This window comes from Pararhizobium sp. IMCC21322, from assembly GCF_030758295.1.
Lineage (GTDB): Bacteria > Pseudomonadota > Alphaproteobacteria > Rhizobiales.
This window is the reverse complement of record NZ_CP132335.1, coordinates 1,698,186-1,722,843: the sequence shown is the minus strand read 5'-3', so window position 1 is coordinate 1,722,843 and position 24,658 is coordinate 1,698,186. Positions and strand designations below refer to the sequence as shown.

At 50.1% G+C, this 24,658-nt stretch carries 32 protein-coding genes, 1 tRNA gene and 1 pseudogene; 23 read left to right on the top strand and 11 right to left on the bottom strand.

The annotated features are described in order from the left end of the window. Positions 1-91: 91 nt before the first annotated feature. Together RAL91_RS08345 and RAL91_RS08340 are read right to left on the bottom strand one after the other, a co-directional pair. Positions 92-655, bottom strand: a complete 564-nt coding sequence (locus tag RAL91_RS08345; protein ID WP_306261328.1) for an N-acetyltransferase — start codon at positions 653-655, stop codon at positions 92-94. Continuing rightward, entirely contained in the window at positions 655-1,311 is a 657-nt protein-coding gene (locus RAL91_RS08340; RefSeq protein WP_306261327.1) for a helix-turn-helix transcriptional regulator, read from the bottom strand. Before RAL91_RS08340 ends, RAL91_RS08345 begins: the two co-directional genes overlap by 1 nt. A gap of 125 nt (positions 1,312-1,436) precedes the next feature. On the opposite strand from RAL91_RS08340, the gene RAL91_RS08335 reads away from it, so the two are divergent. Continuing rightward, the gene (locus RAL91_RS08335; RefSeq protein WP_306261325.1) at positions 1,437-1,877 is read left to right on the top strand and encodes a hypothetical protein; all 441 of its coding nucleotides are present in this window, start codon (positions 1,437-1,439) and stop codon (positions 1,875-1,877) included. 19 nt (positions 1,878-1,896) lie between these two features. Further along, a complete protein-coding gene (locus RAL91_RS08330; RefSeq protein WP_306261323.1) occupies positions 1,897-2,271 on the top strand; it encodes a helix-turn-helix domain-containing protein in 375 nt (124 codons plus the stop codon). An 88-nt stretch (positions 2,272-2,359) separates the two neighbouring features. Here the strand turns inward: RAL91_RS08330 and RAL91_RS08325 are convergent, their stop codons facing one another. Further along, the gene (locus RAL91_RS08325) at positions 2,360-3,097 is read right to left on the bottom strand and encodes a hypothetical protein (protein ID WP_306261321.1); all 738 of its coding nucleotides are present in this window, start codon (positions 3,095-3,097) and stop codon (positions 2,360-2,362) included. 2 nt (positions 3,098-3,099) lie between these two features. After that, on the bottom strand, positions 3,100-3,375 hold the full coding sequence (locus RAL91_RS08320) for a hypothetical protein (RefSeq protein ID WP_306261319.1): 276 nt from the start codon (positions 3,373-3,375) through the stop codon (positions 3,100-3,102). A gap of 273 nt (positions 3,376-3,648) precedes the next feature. Between RAL91_RS08320 and RAL91_RS08315 the strand changes: the two genes are divergently transcribed. The 3 genes from RAL91_RS08315 (at position 3,649) to RAL91_RS08305 (ending at position 4,830) form a co-directional block, all read left to right on the top strand. Further along, the gene (locus RAL91_RS08315; RefSeq protein WP_306262856.1) at positions 3,649-4,218 is read left to right on the top strand and encodes a recombinase family protein; all 570 of its coding nucleotides are present in this window, start codon (positions 3,649-3,651) and stop codon (positions 4,216-4,218) included. A 131-nt stretch (positions 4,219-4,349) separates the two neighbouring features. Next, entirely contained in the window at positions 4,350-4,565 is a 216-nt protein-coding gene (locus RAL91_RS08310; protein ID WP_306261318.1) for a hypothetical protein, read from the top strand. After that, on the top strand, positions 4,555-4,830 hold the full coding sequence (locus tag RAL91_RS08305; protein ID WP_306261317.1) for a type II toxin-antitoxin system RelE/ParE family toxin: 276 nt from the start codon (positions 4,555-4,557) through the stop codon (positions 4,828-4,830). The genes RAL91_RS08310 and RAL91_RS08305 overlap by 11 nt, the downstream gene beginning before the upstream one ends. A 74-nt stretch (positions 4,831-4,904) precedes the next feature. Here the strand turns inward: RAL91_RS08305 and RAL91_RS08300 are convergent, their stop codons facing one another. From RAL91_RS08300 to RAL91_RS08285, 4 genes are all read right to left on the bottom strand, one after another. Beyond that, a complete protein-coding gene (locus RAL91_RS08300) occupies positions 4,905-6,593 on the bottom strand; it encodes a ParB/RepB/Spo0J family partition protein (protein ID WP_306262854.1) in 1,689 nt (562 codons plus the stop codon). Positions 6,594-6,693: 100 nt separating this feature from the next. Then, on the bottom strand, positions 6,694-7,296 hold the full coding sequence (locus RAL91_RS08295) for an antirestriction protein ArdA (protein WP_306261315.1): 603 nt from the start codon (positions 7,294-7,296) through the stop codon (positions 6,694-6,696). Positions 7,297-7,864: 568 nt separating this feature from the next. Further along, positions 7,865-8,884, bottom strand: a complete 1,020-nt coding sequence (locus tag RAL91_RS08290; RefSeq protein ID WP_306261314.1) for a hypothetical protein — start codon at positions 8,882-8,884, stop codon at positions 7,865-7,867. A gap of 28 nt (positions 8,885-8,912) precedes the next feature. Continuing rightward, on the bottom strand, positions 8,913-9,725 hold the full coding sequence (locus RAL91_RS08285) for a hypothetical protein (RefSeq protein ID WP_306261312.1): 813 nt from the start codon (positions 9,723-9,725) through the stop codon (positions 8,913-8,915). Positions 9,726-10,228: 503 nt separating this feature from the next. Between RAL91_RS08285 and RAL91_RS08280 the strand changes: the two genes are divergently transcribed. From RAL91_RS08280 to RAL91_RS08250, 7 genes are read left to right on the top strand one after another with little or no spacing between them, the layout of a single operon-like run. Further along, a complete protein-coding gene (locus RAL91_RS08280) occupies positions 10,229-11,545 on the top strand; it encodes a hypothetical protein (RefSeq protein WP_306261310.1) in 1,317 nt (438 codons plus the stop codon). Then, entirely contained in the window at positions 11,545-12,132 is a 588-nt protein-coding gene (locus RAL91_RS08275; RefSeq protein ID WP_306261309.1) for a hypothetical protein, read from the top strand. Before RAL91_RS08280 ends, RAL91_RS08275 begins: the two co-directional genes overlap by 1 nt. Beyond that, positions 12,133-12,666, top strand: coding sequence for a hypothetical protein (locus RAL91_RS08270; RefSeq protein ID WP_306261307.1), 534 nt, complete (start codon positions 12,133-12,135; stop codon positions 12,664-12,666). It abuts the gene before it with no gap. Next, positions 12,663-13,049 (top strand): hypothetical protein, encoded by a 387-nt coding sequence (locus tag RAL91_RS08265; protein WP_306261306.1) that lies wholly within the window; start codon positions 12,663-12,665, stop codon positions 13,047-13,049. The genes RAL91_RS08270 and RAL91_RS08265 overlap by 4 nt, the downstream gene beginning before the upstream one ends. Then, positions 13,033-13,332 (top strand): hypothetical protein, encoded by a 300-nt coding sequence (locus tag RAL91_RS08260; protein ID WP_306261305.1) that lies wholly within the window; start codon positions 13,033-13,035, stop codon positions 13,330-13,332. The genes RAL91_RS08265 and RAL91_RS08260 overlap by 17 nt, the downstream gene beginning before the upstream one ends. Continuing rightward, positions 13,332-14,801, top strand: a complete 1,470-nt coding sequence (locus RAL91_RS08255; RefSeq protein ID WP_306261304.1) for a type IV secretory system conjugative DNA transfer family protein — start codon at positions 13,332-13,334, stop codon at positions 14,799-14,801. Before RAL91_RS08260 ends, RAL91_RS08255 begins: the two co-directional genes overlap by 1 nt. After that, a complete protein-coding gene (locus RAL91_RS08250) occupies positions 14,798-15,046 on the top strand; it encodes a hypothetical protein (protein ID WP_306258391.1) in 249 nt (82 codons plus the stop codon). The genes RAL91_RS08255 and RAL91_RS08250 overlap by 4 nt, the downstream gene beginning before the upstream one ends. Here the strand turns inward: RAL91_RS08250 and RAL91_RS08245 are convergent. After that, positions 15,043-15,303, bottom strand: a complete 261-nt coding sequence (locus tag RAL91_RS08245) for a hypothetical protein (RefSeq protein ID WP_306258390.1) — start codon at positions 15,301-15,303, stop codon at positions 15,043-15,045. The genes RAL91_RS08250 and RAL91_RS08245 overlap by 4 nt on opposite strands. 63 nt (positions 15,304-15,366) lie before the next feature. On the opposite strand from RAL91_RS08245, the gene RAL91_RS08240 reads away from it, so the two are divergent. From RAL91_RS08240 to RAL91_RS25045, 5 genes and pseudogenes are all read left to right on the top strand, one after another. Next, positions 15,367-15,873, top strand: coding sequence for a hypothetical protein (locus RAL91_RS08240; RefSeq protein ID WP_306258389.1), 507 nt, complete (start codon positions 15,367-15,369; stop codon positions 15,871-15,873). Positions 15,874-15,895: 22 nt separating this feature from the next. After that, positions 15,896-16,513, top strand: a complete 618-nt coding sequence (locus RAL91_RS08235; RefSeq protein WP_306261302.1) for a hypothetical protein — start codon at positions 15,896-15,898, stop codon at positions 16,511-16,513. 12 nt (positions 16,514-16,525) lie between these two features. Continuing rightward, positions 16,526-16,861 carry a hypothetical protein gene (locus tag RAL91_RS08230; RefSeq protein ID WP_306261300.1) on the top strand — a complete coding sequence of 112 codons (336 nt, stop codon included), beginning with the start codon at positions 16,526-16,528 and terminating at the stop codon, positions 16,859-16,861. Between the two features lie 160 nt (positions 16,862-17,021). After that, positions 17,022-17,393 (top strand): hypothetical protein, encoded by a 372-nt coding sequence (locus RAL91_RS08225; RefSeq protein WP_306261299.1) that lies wholly within the window; start codon positions 17,022-17,024, stop codon positions 17,391-17,393. After that, a pseudogene (locus RAL91_RS25045) lies at positions 17,390-18,427 on the top strand (recombinase family protein); the annotation flags it as partial. The gene RAL91_RS08225 and the pseudogene RAL91_RS25045, both read left to right, overlap by 4 nt. A 499-nt stretch (positions 18,428-18,926) precedes the next feature. Here RAL91_RS25045 and RAL91_RS08220 read toward each other — a convergent pair. Beyond that, positions 18,927-19,001, bottom strand: a tRNA-Thr gene (locus RAL91_RS08220). Positions 19,002-19,147: 146 nt separating this feature from the next. Between RAL91_RS08220 and RAL91_RS08215 the strand changes: the two genes are divergently transcribed. The 6 genes from RAL91_RS08215 to RAL91_RS08190 all read left to right on the top strand — a co-directional run bounded on the left by RAL91_RS08215 (position 19,148) and on the right by RAL91_RS08190 (position 23,564). After that, positions 19,148-19,330, top strand: a complete 183-nt coding sequence (locus RAL91_RS08215; protein ID WP_306261298.1) for a hypothetical protein — start codon at positions 19,148-19,150, stop codon at positions 19,328-19,330. 94 nt (positions 19,331-19,424) lie between these two features. Continuing rightward, positions 19,425-20,714 (top strand): UDP-N-acetylglucosamine 1-carboxyvinyltransferase, encoded by a 1,290-nt coding sequence (gene murA / locus RAL91_RS08210; protein WP_306261296.1) that lies wholly within the window; start codon positions 19,425-19,427, stop codon positions 20,712-20,714. Positions 20,715-20,731: 17 nt separating this feature from the next. Beyond that, positions 20,732-21,193 (top strand): DUF2948 family protein, encoded by a 462-nt coding sequence (locus RAL91_RS08205; protein ID WP_306261294.1) that lies wholly within the window; start codon positions 20,732-20,734, stop codon positions 21,191-21,193. A gap of 47 nt (positions 21,194-21,240) precedes the next feature. Further along, positions 21,241-22,533, top strand: a complete 1,293-nt coding sequence (gene hisD, locus RAL91_RS08200) for a histidinol dehydrogenase (protein ID WP_306261292.1) — start codon at positions 21,241-21,243, stop codon at positions 22,531-22,533. Positions 22,534-22,550: 17 nt separating this feature from the next. Continuing rightward, complete coding sequence (locus RAL91_RS08195; RefSeq protein WP_306261290.1) at positions 22,551-23,066, top strand: UPF0262 family protein; 516 nt, start codon at positions 22,551-22,553, stop codon at positions 23,064-23,066. Positions 23,067-23,072: 6 nt separating this feature from the next. Beyond that, positions 23,073-23,564 (top strand): low molecular weight phosphatase family protein, encoded by a 492-nt coding sequence (locus RAL91_RS08190; protein ID WP_306261288.1) that lies wholly within the window; start codon positions 23,073-23,075, stop codon positions 23,562-23,564. 30 nt (positions 23,565-23,594) lie between these two features. On the opposite strand, the gene RAL91_RS08185 is transcribed toward RAL91_RS08190, so the two are convergent. After that, on the bottom strand, positions 23,595-24,578 hold the full coding sequence (locus RAL91_RS08185; protein ID WP_306261286.1) for a glycerophosphodiester phosphodiesterase: 984 nt from the start codon (positions 24,576-24,578) through the stop codon (positions 23,595-23,597). Positions 24,579-24,658 lie beyond the last annotated feature (80 nt).

Here is a 24,658-nt window from a genome sequence, read left to right as displayed (position 1 = left end):
CGGTTGCCAACGTAGCACCATTACGCAACACGCAAATTCTTGCGTAACTTTTGAACGCGGGATTTGCGCAGGATGCAATGCAGCAATCAGATCAAGCCACGATGCATTCTGGCTGACGCGTCCTGATGTTGAAGTCCGGAATTTTATCCTGCCCCACATTGGTCATTCCGATGCGCTCATAGAATGCGGATAATGTTGGATAGTTTGTTTCGCTGGTGTTGAGGCAGACAACATCATGACCGTCTTCAAACAACTTACCCATCATGAGATTGACCACGCTACGGCCTCTGCCATTGCCGGCATGTTCGGGGAACAGGGCGATGTTCTCGATCTCAATCGGATTTTTTGGCCTTGCCGCCGTAAGAAACGTCCTGGTAATATTTTGATCCGGGGGTACAGCGATGCAATAGCCAATCTGTTTTCCAGCTTCAACAAAATCAAACAAACGCATATTTTGATTTTTGATCCGCGCGGTTAAAACATCAACATCGTAAAGTTCCTTGTTGATCCAATTCCACGGAATGCGCGACACACGATTAATAATCTCCTTTGGGTTTGGGATGACTTCAACCAATCTGTGTTTCGCGCAAACGCCACGCGCATTGAACTGGTTCTTTGTCTCCATGAAGTGTGTGCGTTTAATTGTCCCGAGCATCACTTTGGCTCATGCGTCAATTGCCACTGCAAGCTGAACTGCTTTTTCAGGGACTCGGCAAAACCGGCATTCTTGATAACAACAACCATGACGTCGTTATTCTCAAACGTGGCAATGCCCACCTTGTCGCCATAGACAAAGGTAGCCGTATCATTGAAGTGTTCGGGATTTATCCAGCGATATTCGCAATAGGACGCGCCGAAAAATGTGCCGTCACCTTCCGCAAAAATAACCCTGTATCTAAATTGATTGGGCTTTTTGTCTTTTAACGCCAGCATGCGTTCTTGTTGAACCTTCACGAAGTCAGCACCCAAAGCGCCGATGACAAGGTGTGATGCGGCGTTGTAAAGGCATACCTCGCCGCCGACCTTTCGGGCTGTTTCGTAGATATCGTCATAGAATTGGCGGAACTCAGCGTTTCCACGATAGACCCGAACACCCGAAGGGATTTGCCGGACCCCATTGTGATCGGTAAATTCGACGCCGCGCGTTTCATAGAAATTGACAAGCTTTGCAGCATGGGGGCTTGAAACGTTGCCCTTTCCGTTTTCGATATTGGAAATAGTTTTCGGGTCTACGCCGATATTCTCAGCAACGAATTTTTGCTCGAAGCCCGCCAAACCTCTTGCTGCGCGTAATTGTTCTTTAGTAATCATTGTCTATACCGGAATTTAATTTCTATTATTACTATATATTAACCATTCTTTAACCATATATCTGTAGAAAGTACAACATATTATTAATTTACATATTTATATATTGAGACACACGGGGGTTTATTATGAGTAATACTAATAAGAATACTGAAAAAGAAGACAATGAGGCACTCAGAGCAGAGCTTGAAAAACGCTATGGTGAGGCCGTGGCACAGGAAATCATGGAGCAAATCGAACGCGCAACAGCGGAAACAACTGTGCCGGACTATATGCCCTTCAAAGCCAGCACAGAAATGCTGGAGCTGTTCCGGGGGGAAGCGCAGGACTTATCCAAAGAGTTGAGAAAAATGCGCCGGAGCCGCGAAGAGAGCAAAATCGCCTACATTGCCGAGCGCACGCTTGAGATCGAGTTCAACCGCGTCTTCCGGCTCTATTGGACAAGCATGAAGCTGCACCACGCATTATACCACAAGGTTAAAACGGCACTGTCAAAGCCGTCATACCTTTCAAGTCGGCTTTCCCCGCAAACGTCTGGCACTCCCCTGTGTCAGGCGTTTGCCGCCTGATCAGATGATGGGGGCCGCAATGAAAAAGAAACAGAAAAACAAATTCAACGTCGAGCTGGGCTTTCGTGTCCGGCAGATACGAAGTCTCAACAAGTGGTCGCAAGAGGTTCTGGGCGAGAGACTGGGTGTTTCAACCCCGACAATGCAACGATACGAGGCGGGTGAAATCCCATTGACTGCGGAAGCAATCGGCAAATGTGCCGCATCGCTGAGCACGCCAGTCGGCTTTTTCTATGGCGAGACTGACCAGCATCCGGCAGCGACCAATACAAACCGTACCGGATTACTCCTCGCGGCGGAGATCATGGAATTACCGGATAATGACGGGCGTAAACATCTCTATCATTTTATCCGTTCGCTCAATCGCGCATGGCAAGAGAAAGATGCGGCGTAAAACCTCTTTGCATCTAGTCAGGTTGAAAGGCTGGGTTATGGTTTGGAGACAGCAGTGCTGCCGCTGGATCGGCACAGGCATCCATCAATTACATTTCTGGTTTGTAAACAGCCTGAACGCCTGTGGTTGATGGGATTATGGCTGGCATGGCTTTGGCAGCAAAAGCGGCTGTCATGTCGGGCGCTGGTGATGGCGGCTGATATCCCACAATATGCATTCCAACTTCTGGCGGCATCGCATCCAACAGCTCCGCATCCAGTTCCTCAAGTCGCTTTTCTGTCAGCCCTTCCTCGGATGCTTCGACCCGTGCGGCGTCAACTTTTTCCTGAAACTCAAAAAGTTCTTGCTGCTCTTGGCTAAGCTGGGTTCGCTGTTCATCGAGTGCGGAAAAGCTTTCCCAGGTTGGATGTGTCGCGTCAATAAGATCAGAATCCAATTCTTCTGGGCTGACCTCTTGTCCGAATTCATCAAAAACCTGAGCACCATCTTCCGTTTTGAAAACCCGCCTTCCATCTTCCATGACATGAGCGCGTGCCAGAAGATCATTTATGCGGGCGGTGATTAAATCCATTGCCGCTTGATTTTCCATCAAGGCAATAACGGTTGCTTCGTCGTAGCTGTCCAGTTTGGCTTCAAAGGCCTCAATCTGAATTTGTGTCGCCATGACAGTTTCAGCGGCGGTAGCAAGTATGTTGTCATCCAATTTCTCGGCGGCGTCATCCCGCCTTTGCTTATCCTGACGTGCCTTGATAAACCAACGCTGTTGGCCCGCCTGATTTATGCGGTTGCCGTTTTTGTCTTTGAAATGGTCACCTAATTGAACCAAACTTATTCCCCGCATTCTTTCTTGATCAGCACAAATAATAACGGCCCTGCCGGTTTATCGGGATGACGGTCAAACCATGAATCAATCGACCTTTGGAGATCGATACCACCGTTATAAAACCAGTCATAAATGCACTTCATTCCTACATTGCTTGGATTATCCCTTAACCAGCGGGAATAGGCCAAACCCTCAACAACGCCTGCCAGATACCCTGTTCTCTGATCGTCGCTCATCTTATTCATAATATCACCGGCATTTTGCGCCTTTGCAGACTCCATGCCACTGATTCCAAATATACATAAAAGTATTATCGCTGATATTTTTTTACATTTACTTAATATATTAACTTTTCTATTCAACATTATCGGTCAATATTGTGGAATTTGATTTTTATGCCTTGGTTTTGTTATAATTGAATTGTAATCGTGCAATTTCAAGGACTTGGCTGGACACAATCCCGGCACTTCCCCACAAATTCAGGATCACACAAAAAGGACCGATTTTGTTGGTTGGCTTGTCACCGACCATATGTAGCTAACGCATTGAAAAATATGATATATGGATATCTTCGGATCAGTACAAAAATGCAGAGGCCTGATCGTCAAATTGAGGGGCTGAAAGGCTTATGTGACGCATTTTTCGTTGAAGTGCTGTCTGCTGTATCGGCAAAACGGCCAATATTTGAGGAAATCGCCCAAAAGCTACAGCGCGGCGATACGTTTCTTGTCTGGGATTTAGACCGGGTTTTCAGGACGACGTATGACGCGATTGTCTATGAGAAGGAATTTCGGCGGCGTGGCATAAAATTCAAGGCCATGAACATGAACATCGACACCAGCACGGCAGATGGAAATCACGAATATCAAAGCAGAGCGGCAGCGGCGGAATGGGAACGGCGCAAGATATCGGAGCGCACGATTGAAGGGCTGGTCTTGGCACGCAAGCGGGGAAGCCGGTTAGGCAGACCGCCCAAAATTACCGATGAACAGGTACGTGACGCAAAAGCAATGATTGATAGCTCTGATACAACCATCAAAGATGCAGCGGCCTCTTTGAAAGTGCACCCATGGACGCTATCCCGCAGAATGCGGGCTTTACCAACGGAGCAGTTGTGTCATTAAGGATTGATTTAATCCTCAAGATGCCTGTCGAAACCCACTGCCGGATGCTGAATGACAGTACTGGCTCCCAGGCCACACCATAAGTCATCAAAATTCTGGCAAATCGAGTTGGTTTAAGCTATAATTGCTGTATGAAAGACGATGTTCTAGAGACAATTCAAATTAACGTTTATCCGTGGGCTGTGCCGACGGATGCGCAAAAACGCGCCTTTGATAAGCTTTCAACCGAAGAAAAGCGTCAGGCTCTGGAAGATGCCATTGAAGAAGGTTTTTCAAGCGGTGTCAGCGACAAGTCAATGAGTGATATCATTGCAGAGGCAAAAGCCGATATCAGGGATGGCGCATAGACTATCCCGGCGGGCAGAACGCGACCTCAAAGATATTTACACGCACACATTTAAAACGTTCGGCGAAGGGCAGGCAGATAAATATCTGCATGAACTTGATGCCGTTTTTGAAATCATTGGTGACAACCATAAAATAGGTCGTGCCTATTCTAAACGCACGTTCCAATTTGTGCATGGAAAACACATCATTCTATACCGGGTTGAAAAACAAATTGCTGTCATTGGACGCATTCTACATGGCGCGCAAAATCGGAAAAATTCATAAAAACTTGCTTTTACTGCGGATGCAGAGAACCGCCCGTTGGTCGAAACCAACGGGCGGTTTTTATTTAGTGGCGGCTATTTAAACAGCTTCTTGAGGGCTTTGCGGCTGTCCAAGGCTTCGATGCCGCCCTTTTTGGTGTACGCGGTCATGGGGAAACTCATATAGCCCGATTGCCAGTCCTGCTTGCCATTCTTGCGCTTGCCGCTCAAGCCGTCCTGAATGATCTGCTTCTGGACTTTGGCGGTTGACGCAACATGTGCGTCTGCTGTGTCTTTGCCTGCCACTTGTTTAACCATGGCATTGAGTGCTTGCTTCTCGCGCAAGAGATCAAAGAAGGTTTGATCCGGTTGCCAATGATCTGCCATGTTCACCGCCAGTTTTTCGCCCAAAACTTCGACAAGGGCAGAACCGCTTGGCAGGGTTTCGGCAACGATAAAGGTCAAAACCAGATTGACGCTGGCATCGTCCAGTTCCAGCAGCTTGGCGACTATGGCGTAAAGATCAGGACTTTTACCCCAATCGGTTTTGCGCGGTACGATGGGTTCGCCGTCTTCACCAGACAGGCCTAACAGGTTCTGTACCCGTTCGCGTTCGGCCTGAAACACGCTTTCCGCCTTATTGGTTGCAAGGCTTTCGCCAATGGCGTCCGTATTGGCCTTTTGCGGGTCGGCCTGAACACTCCAAAGCGAAGATCCCGCTATGATCTGCGCCACTGCCAAACGCAGGGCAATGCCCTGATGTGACAGGAGTTCGGTTCTCACCGCGCTATGGCGATGCAAGGCCAGATAATTCTGCATGGACTTGGTGAGTTCGCCGTTTTTGGATACGGGCGTTTCGCCGCTCTGCTCTTGCTGTTTGCGCTTGGCTTCTTTTTGGGTGACATAACCGACATGCTGGGAGACTTCACCTAGCTTGCTGACAGAAATATAGACCCTGCCGCCATTGTCTTTATCCGTTTCAGCGTGATCCCATCTGTAATAAAACTCTCCGACATCAAGGATAGTCACCTCCTGCCAGCCTTCATCCAGAAAACCCTGTTTCAGCTTGGCAATGGCTTGGTTTTGAAGCGCCCAGAATTTCTCTGCGTCATCAAAATAGCTTTCCTCCCCAAAAAGGTCGGAAATAATCTGCCCCTTATAATCCGCGACATCAAACAACGCATTTTCAAGCGGGATATTCGCCCCACCAAAAAGCCAAGCTTTCAGCGCGTGAAATTGGGGCGCGTATTCGTCGCTCTTGAACAATTGCCACCATGCTTTTTGCTGCTTCGGCGTTGCCAAGGTTAGGGAGCGGATTGTATCGACGCCTATTTCCTGTTTTTCATAGGCGGTTAAAATCGGCGCGTATAAATTACCAAGGGCAAGACGCTGTTTGACCTGCCTGTCGGTAATTCCAAATTGCGCGGCAATATCTTCAACGCCTGTCCCTTTTTTGGACAGGGCAGAAAACGCTTTGTACTGGTCAATTTCTCTCATTGGCAGACGGGCAATGTTTTCAGCTAAAGACGCCTCAATTGCTTTGGCATCATCACTGTCCTGCATGACAATGCAAGGTACAGGTTCTACAGCGCCTGTTTCGGCAATCTTGCTTAAGGCGTGAAAGCGGCGCTGTCCCGCAACGACTTCGAAGCCCTCGCAATTCTTGCGCACCAATAGCGGCTGAATAATACCAAGAGATTGAATGCTTGGTACAAGATCATCAATTTCTTTTGCGCCGATTTTACGGACATTCAATTTTGTCGTTTTAAGTTGGCTTAGGTCAATATGTTGTAACTCTATGATAATTTTCCTTTTTGATAAATGGATTAAATGATGCGTGATTGCATCCCAAAACCCCCGACAGTGCAGGGGCTTAAGGACGCCATCAAGCGCACCTGTAAATCAGGTTCGTGCTGTTGATTGTTGTTTCGCTGTAATCGATACCTAAATCGCGAGCGATAGCGTCATAATCCAGATAGTGCTGGATGCGTTCAGGGATGTCGCCAAACAGTCCTTCTTCTACAAACTGATACGCCAGCTCTTTCAGGCTATCGAGTTCGTAAATTTCGATTTCAATATCTTCGGGATCATTCGCAAACTGGTCATGTGAATAACCACATTCTCCAACAGCAATAATGAAGCGGGTTTTTTGCTCATTGTCCCAATCGGTTGCGGCTTCGATAAATCGGGCAATTTCGACTTGGTTTAAGCCCCAGACTTTGGCAAGCTCACAGTCAATACCTTCCCCATCAATGAATTGAATTTCGAATTCCTCGACCTTTTGGCCGTGGCTGTTTCGTAAGATTGTCGCTTGGCTCTCATACTCATCGACAGATCGAAAATAGAAGCCTTCGGCAGAAATATCATAGGGTTGTGCATAAAATATCAGGGTCATTTTTTCCTCGCATTGTTGGTTTTCAAAAACGAGGTTTTCAGACTTTCTTCTGTCTACCCCGAACATGAAACCTTGCTCGCGGCGAGCGTCCAAAAACGAAAAAAGCCGCCTCCGATTTATCGGGGGCGACTTCTCTTTGGACGGTTGTGCCGAAAGCAAAACACCCCAAAGCCTCACCGCTTGCGGCGGCTGCTCGCCAGCCGATCCGACAACACGGGAGCCGAATGCAATGAGGTGAATGGAGCGGGCCGGAGGATTTTGGCTATTGGATCAGGTGTTTTGTGTCGGTGTAAGCTGGCCTATGGTTTCCATGTCCGGTGTGCCGGGCATCACTATAAGCGGCGGCACATCTGCCGCCTCCACCAGTCCTTAAAAACGCCGTCCACGACGGCACCATAAAATGAAGACTGCCAGGAGCCACATTTGAGGTGGCGGGACGCGTCGATCGGTGAGCCAAGGTTCCCGGTGTTCCCGCAGGAGCGGCCAAAGCCGTGGGATCGAGAGCACCCTTTGGACTGCCGTCCGCTTGGCTTTTTTCTGTCAGGGATCGTTACGCGCATGCGCCGAAACAACCTGTTGGTTCGGTTTCGCTTGGCAAGGTAGGCGCTTAGTGAAATAGAGCCCGCCCGGACAGCCACACATTTACGCTGAGACAATTGATTCAAATAAAATTGAACCGGTAAGGATCGAGTTTGAGCGTCATCTGCTTGTGATCGGTAGCAAGTTTTGCTGCTTTGTATTTCATTGCATTCGCCCAATTTGCGTCAGCAAAATCCCTGGCATGATCGATTGCCGGATAAAGCGATTCAAAGGCTTGTAACAAATCGGCTACAGGCAGGAAGATTTCTTCTTGAAACTCGGCATCTGGCACTTGTTTGTTCCAAATGCCGTTCATTGCAGAAACTGCTGTTGTGAATCGGAGCATCGGCTCTGGATATTGATCGGATTTATAGCCGGAATGACTGACTGCCTCTGTCAGTGAAATCGTGAAAAGCACGAAGGCCCAGAGGCCCATAACAAGATTTTGTTGAACGGTGTAACCACGCCATAGTCTGGGACAAAACCGTTTCCCGCCAGCCAATTCAACAAGCCAGCGCGCGCCAGTATAATCAGCTTCAAATTCCAAAAATCTCAATGGCAAACCAGTGGCTTTCTCTGATTGCCGTGCAATGTTCAACTCGTCAATTAGAACGCAATCGGATTTCCGGCGAGATTTGAGATAGTCCACATGGCCGCTGAAAATATGTGCCAGCTCATGGCAGAATATCACGAGACAGACAGTGCCAAACAAATAATGACACACTCCGTTTTGATGTGGCGGCAGTCTCTGTTCTGCCAAACGAGATTTCCTGTTTATCTCATCGATAGACCACTTTCGGCTGTAATCGGATAAGTTCAGCCGATGTGATACATTCGAATTGAAATCGCTGTCTATGTGTATGCTGGAATTTACCGCAACATCAAATGCCCAAACACAAAGGGCGCGGTCAAGTGTGACTTGATAACAACCGTCTGTTGCATTCCATGACGCTGAGGCACTCGCCTGATCTGAATCAGAAATATTGACAGCGATATATGCAGAATCAGGAAAATCAATTTCGTTTTCCAGTTCCACTGCATAATTTCTAAGGTCAGTGATAACCTCATCACACAATGTTTGAAACAAAGATACGCCTGTCATGAACGTTCTAAATCCATACGCGTTGTTATTATGATTTTCCAATCAGGAGATTGCATCGATAGATCAGCCAATCAGCGTTCGGAGAAAAAAACAAATTCCGCGCGAATTCATCCAGCTGCCTTCGTAAAATGGGTCTGTCAAATGGCCATTTGTGCCAAGGTAAAAAAATATTGTTTTCAGCGCTCCAGAGAAAGACGAAGCGGTGCTTGCCTTCATCTTCGTCTTCGCTCAGTGGGTCGATACCCCCATCCTTATCGCGTTCCGGAATAGTGATTTTACCCGCAGTTGTAATCTTTAAAACATGTCCATTTCGCAGGATCGGTAACAGATACCAATCTGATTTATATCCCTGTAGAACACCCAATGTTCCTGGTGCCTCAAGTGTAACCTCGGAATGGAATTCGTCTGTCAATCGCAGGCGTAAATCGCTGAGTGGTTCCGGGTTTGCAAAACGCACGATGTTCAGTTCGGGTGTATGACGATAAACCTCGATATTCTCAAAACGACCTTGCTGTTGTAATAATTCGTTCCATGATGTGGCAGACTGCTCTACGTTTTCGTCATCCTTCTCTCGCGCACGCAATATTTCATCTTCTATTTGATCGGCAATCGTCTGGCTCTGTCCGGCAATCCACTGAAATATCTCTGCCGCTCTCTCACCGGAAATTTTCCCTTTGCGGAAATTGTTTTCGTAATCATTGCCGACAGCAGTCGTCAAAGCGGTTTGGAAGACGCCTAGCCATCCAATGTGTAATTTGCGTTTTTGATCACGTGTGTACCGATAGAGAATTTTGCGTTCTCTAATATTGGCTGTTTGCCAGTCAATAACCCACGACTTCACTATCTAAAACGTCCTTCTCTCACAACTACCCGTTACCCCAAGACGCCCCCCTCACATACCCGGTTTTCTAATTTATGGGGAGGGGTGACCGCATTGTTTTGTCAACATCTGCGGGTTCAGCAAAGCCAATATGAAGGAACATTTTAAGATGGACATGGATATCTCCCGATACTGGCCAACAGTATCAAGTTTTGATGCAGATGTATTCCCGGCGATAGATTGGGAAGACTTTGACCAAATTCCTGCCACTGCGTTAGTGGATGCGGATTTTGACATGGGTGCCCTTGAGCAAATTTCATGCCCTGTGTGCAGGGGGCGGGGTTGCTGGAGGAGATATTTTATTTGTCCTGGCTGCCGGGGCATCGGCTGGACTCTGGTCTAACCACTTCTCGGCCTACCTAATTCAATCAACCAAACCCTATCAACCTCAACAATCGGGGCGGTGCTTTCATGCGCGCGGTTTGCGGCAATGAATTTTTGCGTCCTGAATTCTGGAGCAAGACATGACACGGAACGTGACTGACTACGCAGAAGAAAATCCCTTTTCAGAAACCGGGGACAATGGTGGAAACTTCGCACTGCCGAACAAACCAGGCATTGGTTTCAATACATTATCGCTCGCAGCTCTAGGGATATTTCAATTTTCCCTTTTGTGGAATGCCATGTCCAAAATACTTGGTGACACCACGCCACTCTCGCTTTTTTTGAGCCTGATTATTTCGCTCATTGCAGTGGTTTGCGCCTATACGATCAATCATCTTGCGATAACGCGAGGGACTGTGCTCAGTGTCTTGAATTTCAAAGGAGTGCAATTTTTAAGCATTGTCGGGATTGTCGCCATTGGTTTTGCGATTTCATCGGCAACCATCACAGGTAATGTGCAGGATACTGTTGGTGAAATCCAGCTTCAGGAACATCACGCCAGTATGGCGGCTACTGCTGCTGCCAAAAATGAAGTGGCCATTCAGGCAACACAAACGGTCCCGGTACTATCTGCGATTACAAGCGATTTACCGGCACATGCAGAAAGTGAACGCGTTTCAGCATCACTAAGCGAAAGCGGCCAGCCAGGCACCGGGCCAGTCACTCGGCTTTTGATTGAGAAAAGCACCCGCGCGCAAAACATCTCCGACATTTTGGCCGATGGCGAAATTACGCGCCAGGAATCTCTCGAACGCATGAATAAATTGCTTGGTGAGTATCAGAGCACATTAGACAGCCAAGAATTGAGTTTTCGCGAGAAGCGCAGCGTTCTCCAAAAAAACCATGCGCAGATCGTGGCGGAGGGGGCAATTCTCGATAATGCCATCCCCAAAAGCCTTCTGCTGGCTTATGCCAATGAGCTTCAAGGGTCTGTTGAGTTGCAAGGCCACCCCATCGCCACTCGCAATGTTGATGCGGTTTTAAACGGCCATGGCAAGGCATTGCAGCGGGTTCTTGAAACTATCGAGGGCAAAGCAGATCAGTCTGCACCGTTTCCAAGCCGTCCTTCGCTGGCTGATGTGCTCAGCTACATTGCCTATTATTGGCCTTTCGCTGCTGTGGTTTATGGCGCAGAAATCGGCCTGCCTTTGATGCTGTTTGTTATCACATATGCGCGTCTATATCATGTGTACATTACCGAAAATGGCATCAACCCAACTGTTAAGCGCCGGGATGATGTTGACGAATTTCGTGAGCAATTGCTGGCGCTGCGGCAGACGCCTCACAGGCCAAATCCGGTTGCAACCTCACCCAAAAATACCCTGAACCAGCGCAAACCCGGGCGTCCGCGCAAGGATCATGGGAATGGTTTGTCACCTGACGGGATGGCTGAGTGATGGCTGAGCATTCCGTGAAACAGACAAGGAAAGGACGGTCTGCGCTTATACGCGCAGGCCAGTCCGTCGCCATTATAGGGCTTGGGGCTTTTGCCGTATTTATATTTGCGGTGATTATCTTTGCGGACGCCAAGCATTTTGAGGCCCGGCTTAAATTCGAGCAATTTAAATATGCTTGGTTTGGCGATTGGGTGACGGACGAAAAATTACGCCCTGCGCCGGAAATTGAACAACTTGCTGACGCCTTGGCGCATGCAGAAGACATTTCATTTTTTCAGAAAGTAAAATGGAATGATAGCGGTCTGGTCATCATAACCGGCACATCCTTTGCCACCGCGCATGATGTCGTCGATGGCAAAATTCAAAGACAGTGGTGCTACGTAAATTTCGGCACAGGAACGGTCACGCGTCGCATCGATCTTGCCAACAAGAACTCTGTTGCCACCCCCGTTTATGCTGACCTCACCAGCATTCCCCAATCGGAAATGACCGCGCTCGGCGTCACGCGTGATGCCTTAGGTGCTGCCGCTTTTTCTCACTGTCGTTTCGGCAAAATGGAGATAGGCGCAAAGAAACAGGAGCAATAAATGTTTGATCTGAACACACTTCCCGGCGGCGGCGGCTTGGTTTTGACGGGTGTCGCATATGGGGTGTTTGCCCTCTTTATCGGCGGACAGATTATTGGCGCACGCACAATCGAAAAGTCCAGATTTTTGCCGCGCTGTGAACAAGCTCTTGTTCTGGCGGCGAAGCAAGATGCGCCAACTCTCCAAACGCCTGTTCCAACCCCGGATTGCAATAGCATCATTGGTATGTTTGCCGGGCCGGAAGGCAAGCAGCTTTGTAATATCGTGGAGCCATTGTTTCAGAACCCGCTGGCGGGACAGATTGAAAAACAAAATCAAGAACTGAAAGACGCATATAATGCGCGCCTCAAAAATGCGGCGGCACACGCCTCATCATCCTGCAAATGCGCTGTTAACGTCCAACTGGAAGACCGTATGCCTTGGGCGCTCTACGCCGGCTCGGCACGGCTCATCACCCCGTCTAAAATCCGCAATCTGGACGCAGAGCTTTTTGCGGCTTTGTCCTCCCCCGTTTGCGCCGGGAGGTTTCAATGATTTTGGGGTATGTGCGCATTGGGACCGATACCGTCAAAACGCATCGGACAAGCTATTCCATTTCAAGCCTGGATCACGTGGATACGGATCGGCCATTCCGCTTTGCATTTGCTTTCTTCGGGGTCGCTGCGATTGGTTTTGTGGTCGCCTTCGGTGATCTTTTGTACCCCGTCGAAATTATCACAATAGCAGGCGTTACCGCAATTTCCGTCTTCGCCGGATTTCAGGTCGGCCAACTGAAATTCATCTCGCGCGAGCTCATTTCTGCCAAGCAGGGAAACGTAGTCTGGGGTGATTATAAGACTCTTGATCGGCTCCGGGACGAGATCACGCCGCGCATTGCTGCGTCGAAGAAAGGAGCCTCACATGCAAGAACTCAATAGCTCATGGCGCGACGTTGCAAAGATCAATCTGATGATTGCCTATGGCTGTTTTTTGATCTTGGCGGGTTACGTTGTGTACCCCACTGATCCGCACTGGTGGGCGTTCGGCTTTTTAAGCATCTGCTGTTATCTGTCCGCTGCCGGATTGATTGGCAAGGCAATTTCAGCCGCCCTTAAATTACGGCAGAACGACGCCGTTCGGGACGACATGCTTACCCGGCCAGCGCCCCACAATGCCAAACTTGCCAGCCGCGAAGATCTTGTAAAAGCGGGGATGCTGTGATGCGAAAACGCCACAAAAGCATTCTCCAGCATCTTAAAAACCCGTTTGGACTGACCCGCAAAGATGTGCGGAAGATAGCGGCAGAAAACCGAGAAATCCGGCGGGTAATCGGCCTCACTCTTGAGGATGAAACGCCTATCTATGAGCCGAACACCACCCTGTCCTGGCTCGTCTATGGTGGCGCAGGATCAGGCAAGACCACTTGTGTCACGATATCGGCGATTTTGTCGTTGCTGGCAGATAGCACACGGGGGCAGATCATCAACGATGTGAAGCCGGAAGTGGCCTACCAGATCGCAGATTTGTGCCTGAAATACGGGCGCAATTTTGCGGTCATTGATGATAGCGGGTCGATGGGCAAGACCTATCCTCATCGTGTGCGCGTCAATCCGTTTAGCAATTTGATTGCTGCCCACCGGGAAAACTCGCCCAATCTGATGCTGGAAATTGAGAGTGTCAGCAAGGTTTTTATAAATGAGCCCGACAACGAACCCCGCAATTTCTATTTTCGGCAATCACCAAGAGAGCTTGTTATCGTTGCGATATTAATCCTGCTAGCGCACAGCCCCGATAACGCCACACCGGGCGGAATAGCCAGCCTGATTGCTGATCCTGATCTATGGCACAGCGCGCTCGAGATTGAAGCGGAAGAAGGCACGCCGCTGACCAAAAACCGCGCCAGACAAATACTGCAAATGCACGCCGATAATCCCGAGCATTACAGCCAGCATATTTTGGCAGCGCTCTCGGCCTTCTCGATCTTCATGGAAGGCGGGCCCCTTCACGAAGTTGGACAGAATGAGGACATCACCCATGAGCAATTGCTGAAAGAAAACTACATTGTATGTGTCTGCCAAAATGCCAGAAATGCCGCCAACCTCAGTATTTATTATGGGCTGACTTTCAACGCCTTTCTGAATGCCCAGATGTCCGGCGAGTGTGGGCGCACGATTTTGATTTTCGATGAGGTAGCAAACACTCCGGCCAAGGACATCATTAAGAATGTCACGATCTTTAGATCGTTCGGATTGCAGGTCTTGTATCTGGCCCAATCAAAAGCGGACTTGGAACGTCAAAACGGCGTGAAAATAGTTGCGACCTTGGAAGATAATTGCGCCATCCAGTATCTGCAAATTACCAACCAGGCAGCCGAGACCATTTCAAAAGCCATCGGTGATGTTGAGAATGTCAGTTACAGCATCAATGAAAGCTCGGGCAAACCCGACGTTTCAAGAACAATCAATTTAGGCAAAGAACGCCTGTTCACCGCTGATCAACTCCAAAGCCTCCCGGCTGACCAGCAAATTATATTCATCCCGGGCCAACCCACTCTCCATTGCAAGAAAGTGCGGCAGAATAACTTCTTCCCCCTCTCCGCTGATTTGTCAGGCAATCCGAACGAAGGCGGAAAGATATTACCGCCCGACTACAAGGTGGTACTGCCCAACTATGACGGGTGGCAGGCATGAGGATTTTGCGTTTTTTCCCGTGGCTGATTTTTCCGGCAGCGCTCGTCGCAATCTATCTGGTTTTTGGCACGCCTTATCTCAACTGGTCGTATGATTTTTACAGTGATGGCGGCAATGATCCGTTTGCCGAACGGCAATATACGCGCTGCACCTATACGAATTTCCGCACTGAAATCACCATTCATCCCGGTGATGGCAATTGCCCGCGCTTCAAATTCTTCAAGCAACAAAGCGAGAGGGGCTAATGGCTGGTTGCCAGTTTCACCCAGGGGGTCGGCATGCGGTGGTCAAGATCGAGTTTTTCCGTCAATTCTTGCCGGGCAAAGTTCTTCATGACGTTCAGCACTACAGCGGCGGAAACATTGGTCTCCCTGATCTGCTGGTCACAATGCTCCTTGGTCATGATGTCCAGATCAAACGGCGCAATTGCGTACCAGAAACCGCTGTAATCCATCGGTTCCAGCCACTCGTCAACATCATCTATATCGCTGAAACTTCTCACCTTTTGAGAATACCACAAACGGATTCGCCAACGCAATAAAAACAGCAGAAGGAATATTTCCTCATGTGCTCTGATACTTCAGACGACATAAAACGGCAATTTGAACTGCGCGCCTTGCGCAGGCAGGCGCAGATTTTGCGACAACCCGGTGACTGGGACAAGGCCAATGAAATTACCAGCCGCTACAAAAATGAAACACGCCTCACATCACAAAAATACTATGGCGAATATGACGCCCGCGTTGCAAAGCGGCTTAAAACGCTCATCGACAAAGCGGGCGCGAAAACCAAAGACCATACTCTCAAGCTCTTTGGTACGGATCGGTTCAATCAGCAGAGCTTAAAACGCCAGGCGCACCGGGAGGTTCAACACGACCACGCCCGCCGTTTGAGCTCAATTGACGGCCGGGAAAAAACCGAGCTCGGCAGTTTTTTGGATGTTGTCCATGAGCGCAATGAAAAGCGCGACAAAAGCAGGCAGGAATTCAAACGTTCCGCAGATCGTCGCCAAGCAGATCAAACGGAAAATCAACCGCGCGGGCAGTCTCGCAGACTGAGCCGCGACCGCTAATCAAAAGCCAAAGGAGAACAAGATGAACATCACCAATACGGAAAACGACATGGCTGGCTTTCAACGCGCAATGGAGAGCAAGACTGGCCGCAGCCTGACAGGTTCGCAGTTTCAGGTTGTTTGGAACCTCACGGAAATCACGCACCGGGAGATATTGCATTCCGGCAAGTTCAAGGACGTGCTCACCGATTTTTCCCAAACGTTCGCCCGCCATCAACCTTTCGACGCCATGAAAGCCGAGATTATCATCAGGGATGTCTATGCCTCGCGTTACGACCTAACCATGAAAGCCAACCTGAAGGTCCTGCAGGACAGAGAGGCAACGCTGACTGACCTCGAAAAAAGCAAAGGGCATGCTTACGCGATTAATATCGGCATACGGATAGAAGACGGTGACATCCCTCTCTACCGCGCCCTGGATAAAGCGGCTGTGGATTACGCACAAGATCTCGGGATTAGCGAAGCGGGCGCTAAACGCGTCATCGCAGAATCATTCAAAGCCAAAGAGGGAAAAGACTTCTACCAGTGGGCCAAGGAGACTGAGAAGCAGCATTATACTCCTGAATCACGTTCCTACAGCCGAAGAGAAAGAAAAGAAGACGGGCAAGCCCAAAGGCGAACGCGCACTCAGTCGCAATAGGGAGACACCATCATGAGAGATATTTTCTTCGCCAAGGTTGATTTGCCAAACGGAAAAAACATGGCCCTGCCAGTGACGCAATCTCACCTGGAGTTATTCGGGATACGTCAAAGCGCCGTTCACTATCTCAATGAGGCTCACGATACAGTACGCCGAATAGAAAACGAGCAAACGCACGATTTGGGTCACATCGGACGCGCCGAAGCAATGTGTCTTGATTATCATTGTCCTGCCGGGCGATTGCCAATGAATCAATGCCTGCGCTGGGAGCTGCTGTTGCACGCCATCGGTGAACTTCACAGTATCAAAGAGCAATTTGGCGAAGGGCTTATTGATAAGCCTGGGTGAGTGCGTCCGGCACGGTTTATTTTCATAACTAACTGAAAACGCAACAATATTACGCCGTTTTTACTTGATTTAATAGGACAATGTTCCTATTATGTTCTCTTTTGTTTGAATTGAAAAGGAGATCAAACAAGTAAACTAACTTATCGAGAGGCATGTTGACATGAAACAAAACACCCCCCCAAACTCGGACAAATCACCGGCGGCACACTCTGCACCGGGGAATGACGCGGTACAGTTTTCCCCCCTGACAATAGACTGGCAGGAATTCGCTCATTTGCTTGAAGATAGCGATCTGACAGACGATCAAAAACGCGAATTCATCGAGATTTTATGCAACATTGTCACTGCCTTTGTTGATCTCGGCTTTGGCACCCATCCTGTGCAGCAAGCCTGTGAGCAAAAAGGCACATTGGGGCATATTTCTACCCTGGATTTGGCTGGTCTGATAGAATCGGAAAATTCAATAAGACAACGATTTGAAGGTAGAGCGCACAAAGACGGCTTGCCTGAGAGCGAAGGAGGTCATCCATGAGTCAAACAAGCGAAAAAATAATCATACCCGACGCCGCCCTCCTATATTGTCGGGTTTCTGGCAAAAAACAGGAAAACGACGGGTCAGGTCTAGACACTCAAGAGCATCGTTGCCGCCAAGAGGCACAGCAATTGGGGTGCCCTGTTGAAGCCGTTTTTCCTGATACGATGACAGGTGGCGGTAACTTCATGAAGCGCTCAGGCATGGTCAATTTGTTGGCGCATCTGGATGCGAACCCACACAAACGCTATCTGGTGATCTTTGATGACCTCAAGCGCTATGCACGTGATACCGAATTTCACTTGGCCTTGCGACGTGAAATGCTAAAGCGCAATGCCATTCGCATCTGCCTGAACTTCAAATTTGAAGACACGCCGGAAGGAAAGTTTCTAGAGACCATATTGGCCGCGACGGGAACGCTTGAACGGGAACAAAATGCCCGCCAAGTATCGCAAAAAATGAAGGCGCGGATGGAGCAAGGTTTTTGGGTTAATCGTGCCGCTGTCGGTTACAAATATGTGAAATCCCCAAACGGAGGGAAAGAACTTGTTTTTGACGAACCTCAGGCGTCAATTTTGCGGGAAGCGCTTGAGGGGTTTGCATCGGGGCGGTTTGCGATGCAAGCGGAAGTACAACGCTTCCTTGAAAGCCAGCCCAAATATCCAAAGGACAAGGCGAATGGAAAACTCCGCCCGATGACCGTCACGCGTCTTTTGAAAAAGTCGATTTACGCGGGTTATGTTGAGTCCAAAGCTTGGAATGTTTCTTTACGGCCGGGGCGGCACGAAGGAATAATCTCTTTTGAGACGCACGAGAAAATCTTGCATCGGCTACAAGCGGGTACCTACGCACCTGCGCGAAAAGACATCAATGAAGATTTCCCACTACGCGGATTTGTAGCATGCGGCTCTTGCTCAAAGCCTCTGACGGCTGGTTGGTCGAAAGGGAAATATAAGGAATACCCTTATTACCTCTGCCAAACCAAAACCTGTGCGGAGTATTGCAAATCATTGCCGCGCGCTGAAGTTGAAGGTCTATTTGAAGATATCCTAAAAGCCATGACCCCGACGGAGAACCTGTTCCGTTTGGTGAAGGCCATAATCGAAAAACTATGGGAACACCGCAGAACGCAGGCCAATGAGTTGGTTGAGAGTCTGCGCAGCGAAGCAAAAAAGATCGACAAAGAAATCAACAGTTTTCTTGACCGGATTGTAAATACGCAAAACAGTTCCGTTGTTGCCGCATACGAAAATAAGATTGCGACTCTGGAACGCCAGAAGCTCTTAGCCGCTGAAAAACTCGCCAAAAGCAAGCATCCGGAGAAGAGCAAAAAGCAAATTCTAGAACTCTCCCTGAAATTCCTGTCAAACCCTTGGAAACTATGGAATTCCGGCAATTTGATGCTGCAGAAAACAGTCCTAAGATTGGCATTTACAGACCGTTTGGAGTATCGCCGGATTGAAGGTTATAGAACACCAAAAACATCCTTACCTTTCAAGCTGTTAAGCCAAACTCAAGGCGGTAATAATATGATGGTGCCGCAGGGGAGGATTGAACTCCCGACCTCGTCATTACCAATGACGCGCTCTACCACTGAGCTACTGCGGCGTTATTCATGCTGCGATATAGATGATCGCGCTCATCTGACATATCCTAGGCGATGGTGCAAGATGGTTTGGATTGAAAAGCGCAATTTGTAACGCTATCTGCAGAGCATTGCGGGGAGAAACGACGGGACAAATGACGGGGCGGGCGTGACAAAAGATACATCAAAACAGGACAAAAAGCAGGAGCGGCTTTCAGCAATGCTGCGCGAAAACCTGCAGAAGCGCAAAGCGCAGATGCGGGCACGACGCAATGCGGCTGAGCAGGAACGCGATGACATTCCCGAAGATATTTCAGAACAGCGCGCCGAAAAGCTGAAAAAAGATGAATGATACGCCGCTTTCCCGCACCTTGTGCCGTTGCAGACCTTGATGCAGCCTCAAATCCCGTTAAAAAGAGCGCCAACACAACACATGAAAGTATCACATGGATAAAATCCGCATTCGTGGTGGCAACAAGCTGAATGGCACCATACAGATTTCCGGTGCCAAAAACGCCGCATTGCCTTTGATGATCGCAAGCCTGCTGACCGACGAGACCCTGCGTCTTATGAATGTGCCCCGGCTTGCCGATGTTGCGCTGCTGCAGCGCATTTTGGGTAATCATGGCGTTGATTGTACCATCAAGGGCAAGCGTCCCGGACAGCCAAGCATGGCTGGACAGACGCTGGATCTGTGCGCCGGGGAAATTGTCGACACGACCTCACCTTATGAGCTGGTGTCAAAGATGCGCGCCAGTTTCTGGGTCATTGGTCCTTTGCTCGCCCGTATGCATGAAGCCCGTGTATCGCTGCCCGGTGGCTGCGCTATTGGCACCCGTCCTGTTGATTTCTTTCTCGATGGATTGCGCGCTTTGGGAGCCGAGATTGAACTGGATGGCGGCTACGTTGTTGCCAAAGCGCCCAATGGCCTTGTTGGCGGGACTGTTACCTTTCCAAAAGCCTCCGTCGGCGCGACACATGTTGTGATGATGGCCGCAACCCTGGCCAAGGGCACAACGCGCATTGAAAATGCAGCGCGCGAGCCTGAAGTCACTGATCTGGCCGATTGCCTGATTGCGATGGGGGCCAATATCTCCGGTGCCGGAACTGAAACGATTACCATTGAAGGTGTTGAGAAGCTTCACGGCGCGACTCACACAGTGTTGCCGGATCGCATTGAGACCGGAACTTATGCCATGGCCGTGGCCATGACAGGCGGCGATGTGATGCTGGAAGGCGCGCGCCCGGACCTGCTGGAAGCGGCACTGGATGCCATCAAGGCGTCCGGAACTCATGTAGAGCCAACCAATTCCGGCATTCGCGTGTTCCGTAATGGCGGGCCTATCAAGGCCGTCAGTGTCACCACTGAACCTTATCCGGGGTTCCCGACAGATCTTCAGGCTCAGTTCATGGCGCTGATGACCCGCGCTGAAGGCAATTCAGACATTGTGGAGACGATTTTCGAGAACCGCTTCATGCATGTTCAGGAACTGGCACGACTGGGGGCACAAATCAGCCTTGATGGTCAAAAGGCCATGGTCGAGGGTGTGCCGCAACTGACTGGTGCCCAGGTGATGGCGACAGATCTGCGCGCCTCCGTTTCGCTTGTCATAGGCGGATTGGTTGCCGATGGGGAAACCTTCGTCAACCGTGTCTATCATCTGGATCGTGGATTTGAGCGGCTTGAAGAAAAGCTGCGCAATTGTGGTGCGGAAATTGAACGTATTTCAGTCTAACATTTAAGGGAAACACAATGTCCGCATTGAAAATTATGGCGATGGACGAAGAGGACCTGACGGTTCTTTCCGCTCATTGTCAGGACGCTGTGTTCAAAGCCGCAGATGTCACATGGCTTGCTGTCGAGAAGCGGTTTCTGATCTCCCTCAACCGCTTTGTGTGGGAAGACGCGCAGAAGGCCGGCGGCCTTAAGGGCCTGCTGGGCCGCAAGAGCTATGAGCGGCACAAAGCCGTTTTGCACTTTGAGCAGGTATCAAAAGTTCAAACCAAGGGGCGCAACCCGTCTGATCCTGATGCGGTGTTTTCACTTCTGTCGATTGAATTTTTGGGCGACGACGACGGTGTCTCCGGCCAAATAGAACTGATGTTGGCCGAGGGGCACTCCATCCGGCTGGATGTTGATTGTATTGAGGTACGGCTTGCCGATTTTGATGCAGCGTGGGAAACCACCAACAAGCCAAAGCATCCGCTTAGCTGATACTGTGCTGGCCTGAAGCCTGAGCTCCTGCCCCAAGGAATACTGCATTGGTGTACCGACTGTCCCAATCCGACTCGAATTTCTCATCTGAATTCCAGACCTTGCTGGTAGCCAAGCGGGAGGTTTCCGAAGATGTGGATGCTACAGTGCGAAACATCATCCAGGATGTGCGCAAACGCGGCGATGCAGCCGTTCTGGAACTGACAGCAAAATTTGATCGGTTGAGCCTCACAGCTGACAAGCTGCGTGTTTCCGATGCCGAAATCATGCAGGCAGTGGAAACTGTTGCGCCCAAGACAATGGCAGCGCTGACCCTGGCCCATGACCGCATCACCTCGCACCACGAAAAGCAGTTACCGGTTGATCAGCACTATACTGATGCGCTGGGCGTTGAGTTGGGGTCGCGCTGGTCTGCGGTCTCTGCAGTTGGGCTTTACGTGCCCGGCGGCACCGCCAATTATCCAAGCTCTGTGTTGATGAATGCTGTGCCGGCACGCGTTGCGGGTGTAGCGCGGATTGCCATGGTTGTTCCAACGCCTGACGGCGCGCTTAATCCGCTTGTGCTGGTGGCGGCGCATCTGGCCGGTGTCAGCGAAATTTATCGCATTGGCGGGGCGCAGGCTGTTGCAGCGCTGGCTTATGGAACAGATACCATTGCACCGGTTGCAAAAATCGTTGGACCCGGCAACGCCTATGTGGCGGCTGCCAAGCGGCAGGTCTTCGGCACTGTGGGCATAGACATGATTGCCGGGCCATCCGAGGTTCTGGTGGTGGCCGATGACACCGCGAATGCGGATTGGGTTGCTGCCGATCTGTTGGCGCAGGCTGAACATGATGCCTCAGCGCAATCCATCCTCATCACCGACAGTGCCGCACTGGCTGAAGCTGTAGAACATGCGGTCGAAACCCAGTTGAAAACGTTGCCTCGTGAAAAGATTGCCGGTGCCAGTTGGCGTGATTTTGGCGCGATTATTCAGGTTGCTGATGTGATGCAGGCAGCTCCGCTGATTGACGCGATTGCAGCGGAACACCTTGAATTATGTGTGGCTGACCCTGATGCGCTTCTGGACAAGATCAGCCACGCAGGTGCTGTGTTTCTTGGACACCATACGCCAGAAGCCATTGGCGATTATGTCGGCGGTTCCAACCATGTTCTGCCGACAGCCCGTTCTGCCCGGTTCTCATCCGGACTGTCGGTTCTGGATTACATGAAACGCACGTCGATTTTGCGCTGTAACCCTGATAATCTGAGAGTTCTGGGGCCAGCTGCAATTGAGCTGGCAGATGTTGAAGGCCTTGACGCTCATGGGCGATCTGTGGCCATACGGCTTAATCTGTAGCGCAAGGGGCGCAAGGTATGTCTGACAGCGGCACACAAGGCGACACGACAGAACGGTTGTGCGCAGTTGTGCTGGATGAAAGCACCTTTGGCCGATCATCGAACGAAATCGAGCATGAGCGCGCGATTGCAATTTATGATCTGGTCGAAGAGAATTCTTTTCAGCCACTTGCGCCGTCAGCGCCTGATGTAACCGAATTTCACGGCCCATACCGTCTCAATTTGTCGCTTCAGGAAGCCCGATTGGTATTTGAGGTGCTGTTTGAAGATGGCGGACAGCTGGCGACGCATATCCTGTCTCTGACGCCATTTCGCAAGATCGTCAAAGATTACTACATGATCTGCGACAGCTATTATGCTGCCATTAAAACCGCGACGCCAAGCCAGATTGAAGCCATCGATATGGGACGGCGCGGCCTGCATAATGAAGGGTCACAACTGCTGCTGGACCGGCTGTCTGGAAAGATCGCCATGGATTTTAACACCGCCAGACGTTTGTTTACGCTGGTCTGTGTTCTGTACTGGAAAGGCTAGAGTGCGTTGATTGACAGCGCGCCAACCGGTGTTCCCTTTCCTACCCGCGCACCTGCCGCCGAGCGTCCCAGCGCCTTGCTATTTGCCTGCCGGATGAATGTCATCCGCTCCCCCATGGCCGCAGCCATTACCCGGCACCTTTTTCCCAATCAGATATATACCCGTTCAGCTGGCGTTCGGCCGGGCGCGCTTGATCCGTTTGTCCAGATTGTGATGGAGGAAATGGGCATCGATATCAGCAGACATATTCCCCATTCCTTTGAAGAACTTGAGGACACCAATTTTGATCTGGTTGTGACCTTGGCGCCGGAGGCACATCACAAGGCTCTGGAACTGACGCGCACCAATGCAATGGACGTTGAATATTGGCCAACGATGGACCCGTCACTGGCGACCGGGTCCCGGTCGCAAATTCTCGACGCCTATCGCAGTTTGCGCGATGAACTGACGATGCGCATCAAGAAACGCTTTGTCTGGCAGCCGCGCGGCAACGACTGATCAGAGTTTATCTCGTGAGGGTTTGACCAATCAGGGCTGAACTGGCGTGGCCAACGGCAGGTCCATGTTTCTGTCCTGCATCTCGGCGCGCACACGGTCCGGATAATCGGAAATGATGCCGTCCACACCCGCATCCATTAGTTTGCCCATCGCATCGGAATCATTGACGGTCCAGGGTATGACTTTGAGACCAAGCGCCTGTGCCTGTTGTATGCGCTCATTTGTCACGTCCCCGGAAAAAGGTGACCAGACGGCACCACCAGCGGCCTTCACCATGGCCGGAACATTGCCATCATATTGCGCCAGGCTAAAGCCGGCTGACCATGGTGAGGCCTTGCCACCGTCAGACTTTACATTGTCGAGCCAGTCTTGTTGTGCGGTCAGATAGACAGTGTCGATTGCGGGTGCTTTTACCTGAACCAGTTGCAATGTACGCCAGTCGAAGGATTGAATGGTGACCCGATCTTCAAAGCTCTGTTCTGTGATCACAGCCAGCAAAGCATCAACAAAAGCCTCAGGATCCAACGTGCTTTCCGGCTTGCCAGGATTGATCTTGGTTTCAATATTCAGCCGGACCATTTCATTGCCGGACTTCCTCACCAGATCAAACACCTGACGCAGTGTCGGGATCTGTGTTCCGTCAACCGCCTGCTGGTCTGGAAAGCGGGAAGCTGCACGCGAACCTGGTTTTATCTGCCCGACATCATAGGCCTGAAGTGCCTCTAAAGTCAGGTCCTTGATCAACAGATCAGGCTCAACCCATGACCCGTCGGCATTCCGCGTCAGGTTGGGATTGAGAGCAGGATCATGGGACACCACCACATGCCCGTCGGCCGTAACGCCAACATCCAGTTCCAGAGTGGAGACGCCAATAGTCAACGCCTCTGCAAAGGCCGGGAGTGTGTTTTCCGGCATCAGTCCGCGCGCGCCGCGGTGGCCCTGAAGATCAAAAGCTATTGCACTGGTACACAAGAGGGACACAGCAAGACAGAGCGTTGTAAATCGGAGAAACATATCAATTCAATCCTTTGAAACGCGGGTTATGTGGACATAGGGCACATTGTCTGAGCAAGCAAAAAACAAATTTAAATTTA

Coding starts and splice junctions, on each gene's coding strand:
- RAL91_RS08185 (WP_306261286.1), bottom strand. CDS start 24,578: ATGTTTCTCCGATTTACAACGCTCTGTCTTGCTGTGTCCCTCTTGTGT.
- RAL91_RS08310 (WP_306261318.1), top strand. CDS start 4,350: ATGAAAGACGATGTTCTAGAGACAATTCAAATTAACGTTTATCCGTGG.
- RAL91_RS08235 (WP_306261302.1), top strand. CDS start 15,896: ATGAACATCACCAATACGGAAAACGACATGGCTGGCTTTCAACGCGCA.
- RAL91_RS08270 (WP_306261307.1), top strand. CDS start 12,133: ATGTTTGATCTGAACACACTTCCCGGCGGCGGCGGCTTGGTTTTGACG.
- murA (WP_306261296.1), top strand. CDS start 19,425: ATGGATAAAATCCGCATTCGTGGTGGCAACAAGCTGAATGGCACCATA.
- RAL91_RS08320 (WP_306261319.1), bottom strand. CDS start 3,375: ATGGAGTCTGCAAAGGCGCAAAATGCCGGTGATATTATGAATAAGATG.
- RAL91_RS08275 (WP_306261309.1), top strand. CDS start 11,545: ATGGCTGAGCATTCCGTGAAACAGACAAGGAAAGGACGGTCTGCGCTT.
- RAL91_RS08315 (WP_306262856.1), top strand. CDS start 3,649: ATGATATATGGATATCTTCGGATCAGTACAAAAATGCAGAGGCCTGAT.
- RAL91_RS08305 (WP_306261317.1), top strand. CDS start 4,555: ATGGCGCATAGACTATCCCGGCGGGCAGAACGCGACCTCAAAGATATT.
- RAL91_RS08205 (WP_306261294.1), top strand. CDS start 20,732: ATGTCCGCATTGAAAATTATGGCGATGGACGAAGAGGACCTGACGGTT.
- RAL91_RS08290 (WP_306261314.1), bottom strand. CDS start 8,884: ATGACAGGCGTATCTTTGTTTCAAACATTGTGTGATGAGGTTATCACT.
- RAL91_RS08340 (WP_306261327.1), bottom strand. CDS start 1,311: ATGATTACTAAAGAACAATTACGCGCAGCAAGAGGTTTGGCGGGCTTC.
- RAL91_RS08330 (WP_306261323.1), top strand. CDS start 1,897: ATGAAAAAGAAACAGAAAAACAAATTCAACGTCGAGCTGGGCTTTCGT.
- RAL91_RS08260 (WP_306261305.1), top strand. CDS start 13,033: ATGCAAGAACTCAATAGCTCATGGCGCGACGTTGCAAAGATCAATCTG.
- RAL91_RS08345 (WP_306261328.1), bottom strand. CDS start 655: ATGCTCGGGACAATTAAACGCACACACTTCATGGAGACAAAGAACCAG.
- RAL91_RS08265 (WP_306261306.1), top strand. CDS start 12,663: ATGATTTTGGGGTATGTGCGCATTGGGACCGATACCGTCAAAACGCAT.
- RAL91_RS08335 (WP_306261325.1), top strand. CDS start 1,437: ATGAGTAATACTAATAAGAATACTGAAAAAGAAGACAATGAGGCACTC.
- RAL91_RS08225 (WP_306261299.1), top strand. CDS start 17,022: ATGAAACAAAACACCCCCCCAAACTCGGACAAATCACCGGCGGCACAC.
- RAL91_RS08240 (WP_306258389.1), top strand. CDS start 15,367: ATGTGCTCTGATACTTCAGACGACATAAAACGGCAATTTGAACTGCGC.
- RAL91_RS08250 (WP_306258391.1), top strand. CDS start 14,798: ATGAGGATTTTGCGTTTTTTCCCGTGGCTGATTTTTCCGGCAGCGCTC.
- RAL91_RS08230 (WP_306261300.1), top strand. CDS start 16,526: ATGAGAGATATTTTCTTCGCCAAGGTTGATTTGCCAAACGGAAAAAAC.
- RAL91_RS08255 (WP_306261304.1), top strand. CDS start 13,332: ATGCGAAAACGCCACAAAAGCATTCTCCAGCATCTTAAAAACCCGTTT.
- RAL91_RS08195 (WP_306261290.1), top strand. CDS start 22,551: ATGTCTGACAGCGGCACACAAGGCGACACGACAGAACGGTTGTGCGCA.
- RAL91_RS08280 (WP_306261310.1), top strand. CDS start 10,229: ATGACACGGAACGTGACTGACTACGCAGAAGAAAATCCCTTTTCAGAA.